We start from the raw sequence: 5,320 nt of genomic DNA, 5'->3' as shown, positions 1-5,320 counted from the left end.
ATGGGGCGTCTGGCGGTGTCCTACTTTCACATGGCGAATGCCACACTATCATCGGCGCTAAGGCGTTTCACGGTCCTGTTCGGGATGGGAAGGCGTGGGACCACCTCGCTATGGCCACCAGACATAAACTGTACAAACTTAAAGAAGCCCGAACCCGTCTCTCAGACAGATTCGCATATATTCGGTATTTGATGTACGTCGCACATCCACTCTCTTGTGTCTCAGTTTCCCAAGCCACTCAAATGATAGGATCAAGCCTCACGAGCAATTAGTATCGGTTAGCTTCACGCCTCACAGCGCTTCCACACCCGACCTATCAACGTCCTGGTCTCGAACGACTCTTCAGGGAGGTCAAGCCTCCAGGGAAGTCTCATCTTCAGGCAAGTTTCCCGCTTAGATGCTTTCAGCGGTTATCTCTTCCGAACTTAGCTACCCGGCGATGCCACTGGCGTGACAACCGGTACACCAGAGGTTCGTCCACTCCGGTCCTCTCGTACTAGGAGCAGCCCCCGTCAAACTTCCAACGCCCACTGCAGATAGGGACCAAACTGTCTCACGACGTTTTGAACCCAGCTCACGTACCACTTTAAATGGCGAACAGCCATACCCTTGGGACCGGCTACAGCCCCAGGATGTGATGAGCCGACATCGAGGTGCCAAACACCGCCGTCGATGTGAACTCTTGGGCGGTATCAGCCTGTTATCCCCGGAGTACCTTTTATCCGTTGAGCGATGGCCCTTCCATTCAGAACCACCGGATCACTATGTCCTGCTTTCGCACCTGCTCGACTTGTCGGTCTCGCAGTTAAGCTACCTTTTGCCATTGCACTATCAGCACGATTTCCGACCGTACCTAGGTAACCTTCGAACTCCTCCGTTACACTTTGGGAGGAGACCGCCCCAGTCAAACTGCCTACCATGCACTGTCCCCAATCCGGATCACGGACCAAGGTTAGAACCTCAAAGGGGTCAGGGTGGTATTTCAAGGTCGGCTCCACCAGAACTAGCGTCCTGGCTTCAAAGCCTCCCACCTATCCTACACAAACCACTTCAAAGTCCAATGCAAAGCTACAGTAAAGGTTCACGGGGTCTTTCCGTCTAGCAGCGGGTAGATTGCATCTTCACAAACACTTCAACTTCGCTGAGTCTCAGGAGGAGACAGTGTGGCCATCGTTACGCCATTCGTGCGGGTCGGAACTTACCCGACAAGGAATTTCGCTACCTTAGGACCGTTATAGTTACGGCCGCCGTTTACTGGGGCTTCGATCAAGAGCTTGCACCCCATCACTTAACCTTCCAGCACCGGGCAGGCGTCACACCGTATACGTCCACTTTCGTGTTGGCACAGTGCTGTGTTTTTGTTAAACAGTCGCAGCCACCGATTCTCTGCGACCTGTCAAAGCTTCGGACGCGAAGTCCTACACCTCAACAGGCATACCTTCTCCCGAAGTTACGGTATCAATTTGCCGAGTTCCTTCTCCTGAGTTCTCTCAAGCGCCTTAGAATTCTCATCCTGCCCACCTGTGTCGGTTTGCGGTACGGTTCTTGTGCAGCTGAAGCTTAGTGGCTTTTCCTGGAAGCGTGGTATCAGTCACTTCAGGTCCGTAGACCCTCGTTATCACGTCTCGGCGTTAAAGAAGAGCGGATTTGCCTACTCTTCACGCCTACCGGCTTGAACAGACTATTCCAACAGTCTGCTGACCTAACCTTCTCCGTCCCCACATCGCACTGCACAAAAGTACGGGAATTTTAACCCGTTTCCCATCGACTACGCTTTTCAGCCTCGCCTTAGGGGCCGACTCACCCTACGCCGATGAACGTTGCGTAGGAAACCTTGGGCTTTCGGCGAGCGGGCTTTTCACCCGCTTTATCGCTACTCATGTCAGCATTCGCACTTCTGATATCTCCAGCATCCCTTACGAGACACCTTCACAGACCTACAGAACGCTCCCCTACCACGGACGCTTACGCGCCCATCCGCAGCTTCGGTTATCAGTTTGAGCCCCGTTACATCTTCCGCGCAGGACGACTCGACCAGTGAGCTATTACGCTTTCTTTAAATGATGGCTGCTTCTAAGCCAACATCCTGGCTGTCTATGCCTTCCCACTTCGTTTACCACTTAACTGATCATTTGGGACCTTAGCTGGCGGTCTGGGTTGTTTCCCTCTTGACGATGGACGTTAGCACCCACCGTCTGTCTCCCATGCTTGCACTTTCCGGTATTCAGAGTTTGCCATGGTTTGGTAAATCGCAATGACCCCCTAGCCATAACAGTGCTTTACCCCCGGAAGTGATACATGAGGCACTACCTAAATAGTTTTCGGGGAGAACCAGCTATCTCCGAGTTTGTTTAGCCTTTCACCCCTATCCACAGCTCATCCCCTAGTTTTGCAACACTAGTGGGTTCGGACCTCCAGTGCGTGTTACCGCACCTTCATCCTGGCCATGGATAGATCACTCGGTTTCGGGTCTACGCCCAGCAACTAAAGCGCCCTATTCGGACTCGGTTTCCCTACGCCTCCCCTATTCGGTTAAGCTTGCTACTGAACGTAAGTCGCTGACCCATTATACAAAAGGTACGCAGTCACGGAACAAGTCCGCTCCCACTGTTTGTATGCATCCGGTTTCAGGTTCTATTTCACTCCCCTCCCGGGGTTCTTTTCGCCTTTCCCTCACGGTACTGGTTCACTATCGGTCGATCACGAGTATTTAGCCTTGGAGGATGGTCCCCCCATATTCAGACAGGATTTCGCGTGTCCCGCCCTACTTCTCGTATGCTTAGTACCAAGAATGCGTTTTCGTGTACGGGGCTATCACCCACTACGGCGGTCCTTTCCATGAACCTTCCACTAACGCAATCTCTATCACATACAGGCTGTTCCGCGTTCGCTCGCCACTACTTACGGAATCTCGGTTGATTTCTTTTCCTTCAGCTACTTAGATGTTTCAGTTCGCTGAGTTCGCTTCCTCTGACCTATGTATTCAGTCAGGGATGACCCCTAAGGGCCGGGTTTCCCCATTCGGATATCGCGGGATCAAAGCTCTATTGCCAGCTCCCCCGCGCTTTTCGCAGGCTTACACGTCCTTCATCGCCTGTGATCGCCAAGGCATCCACCAGATGCACTTAGTCGCTTGACCCTATCATTTCAGCAGCCTAAGCCACTAAAACAACAAGTGTGTTTGTGCGACGACTGCACCGCCCCTTTTGATATGGCGACGCAGCCTTTGATACAATCAAATACCCAAGATGACGATTCATTCAACGAAAGACTTAACTCTCGCTGTTTGTTTCGCCGTCTTAATATATTCGGCTTCTTCAGTTTGTTAAAGATCGGGCGTATTGCTGAGCAGCTTTCGCTGCACGCGAACAACGCAAACAGAATCAAACTCGATCAAGTTCGTTTTTGTTTGCACTGTAAGTGGTGGAGGATGACGGGATCGAACCGACGACCCCCTGCTTGCAAAGCAGGTGCTCTCCCAACTGAGCTAATCCCCCAACTGGTGGGTCTGGTAGGACTCGAACCTACGACCCCTGCGTTATCAACACAGTGCTCTAACCAGCTGAGCTACAAACCCAGTCAACTTCTCAGCACTGAATCTCTTCGATCCAGCTGCCCTTAACGCGAATAACCGATAGGCTGTAAGTGCTTGACGATCGCCTTCTCTAGAAAGGAGGTGATCCAGCCGCAGGTTCCCCTACGGCTACCTTGTTACGACTTCACCCCAGTCATGAATCCCACCGTGGTAAGCGGCCTCCTTGCGGTTAGCCTACCCACTTCTGGTGAAACTCACTCCCATGGTGTGACGGGCGGTGTGTACAAGACCCGGGAACGTATTCACCGCAGCATGCTGATCTGCGATTACTAGCGATTCCGACTTCACGCACTCGAGTTGCAGAGTGCGATCCGGACTACGATCGGTTTTATGAGATTGGCACCACCTCGCGGCTTAGCGACCCTCTGTACCGACCATTGTATGACGTGTGAAGCCCTGCTCATAAGGGCCATGAGGACTTGACGTCATCCCCACCTTCCTCCGGTTTGTCACCGGCAGTCTCATTAGAGTGCCCAACTAAATGATGGCAACTAATGACAAGGGTTGCGCTCGTTGCGGGACTTAACCCAACATCTCACGACACGAGCTGACGACAGCCATGCAGCACCTGTGTTACGGCTCCCTTTCGGGCACCAAGATATCTCTACCAAGTTCCGTACATGTCAAGAGCAGGTAAGGTTTTTCGCGTTGCATCGAATTAATCCACATCATCCACCGCTTGTGCGGGTCCCCGTCAATTCCTTTGAGTTTTAACCTTGCGGCCGTACTCCCCAGGCGGTCAATTTCACGCGTTAGCTACGCTACCAAGGATTCAAACCCCCAACAGCTAATTGACATCGTTTAGGGCGTGGACTACCAGGGTATCTAATCCTGTTTGCTCCCCACGCTTTCGTGCATGAGCGTCAGTGTCATCCCAGGGGGCTGCCTTCGCCATCGGTATTCCTCCGCATCTCTACGCATTTCACTGCTACACGCGGAATTCTACCCCCCTCTGACGCACTCTAGTCTTGCAGTCTCCAATGCCGTTCCCAGGTTGAGCCCGGGGCTTTCACATCAGACTTGCAAAACCGCCTGCGCACGCTTTACGCCCAGTAATTCCGATTAACGCTTGCACCCTACGTATTACCGCGGCTGCTGGCACGTAGTTAGCCGGTGCTTATTCTTCCGGTACTGTCATCCCCGCCAGGTATTAACCAGCGGGATTTCCTCCCGAACAAAAGTCCTTTACAACCCGAAGGCCTTCTTCAGACACGCGGCATGGCTGGATCAGGCTTGCGCCCATTGTCCAAAATTCCCCACTGCTGCCTCCCGTAGGAGTCTGGGCCGTGTCTCAGTCCCAGTGTGGCGGATCATCCTCTCAGACCCGCTACTGATCGTCGCCTTGGTGAGCTCTTACCTCACCAACTAGCTAATCAGACATCGGCTGCTCGTATAACGTGAGGCCTTACGGTCCCCCACTTTCCCCCTCAGGGCGTATGCGGTATTAATCCGGCTTTCGCCGAGCTATCCCCCATTACACGGTACATTCCGATGCGTTACTCACCCGTTCGCCACTCGTCAGCGGTGCAAGCACCCTGTTACCGTTCGACTTGCATGTGTAAAGCATGCCGCCAGCGTTCAATCTGAGCCAGGATCAAACTCTTCAGTTCAATCTCATAGCAAATTTTCTGGCACGCAAGTTCAAAGAAATAAACAAGTATCTCTTGTCTCTTGCAGTGCAAGTTTTTGGCTTTCGCCAAACACTTACACCTATCGGTTATTCTG

2 tRNA genes and 3 rRNA genes are annotated in these 5,320 nt (G+C 52.6%); all 5 read right to left on the bottom strand.

Going from position 1 to position 5,320, the window contains the following annotated elements:
* Positions 1 to 7 precede the first annotated feature (7 nt).
* Positions 8 to 122, bottom strand: a 5S ribosomal RNA gene (rrf, locus tag MY55_RS22225).
* Positions 123 to 247: 125 nt separating this feature from the next.
* Positions 248 to 3,139: ribosomal RNA gene (locus MY55_RS22220) — 23S ribosomal RNA — on the bottom strand.
* A 282-nt stretch (positions 3,140 to 3,421) separates the two neighbouring features.
* Positions 3,422 to 3,497, bottom strand: a tRNA-Ala gene (locus MY55_RS22215).
* 3 nt (positions 3,498 to 3,500) lie between these two features.
* Positions 3,501 to 3,577 (bottom strand) — tRNA-Ile (locus MY55_RS22210).
* Between the two features lie 92 nt (positions 3,578 to 3,669).
* Positions 3,670 to 5,205, bottom strand: a 16S ribosomal RNA gene (locus tag MY55_RS22205).
* The 16S, 23S and 5S rRNA genes sit together here with 2 tRNA genes alongside, the layout of an rRNA operon.
* Positions 5,206 to 5,320: the final 115 nt, after the last annotated feature.

This window comes from Chromobacterium subtsugae (assembly GCF_001676875.1).
GTDB classification, from domain to species: Bacteria; Pseudomonadota; Gammaproteobacteria; order Burkholderiales; family Chromobacteriaceae; genus Chromobacterium; species Chromobacterium subtsugae.
This window is presented reverse-complemented; position numbering and strand designations above follow the sequence as displayed.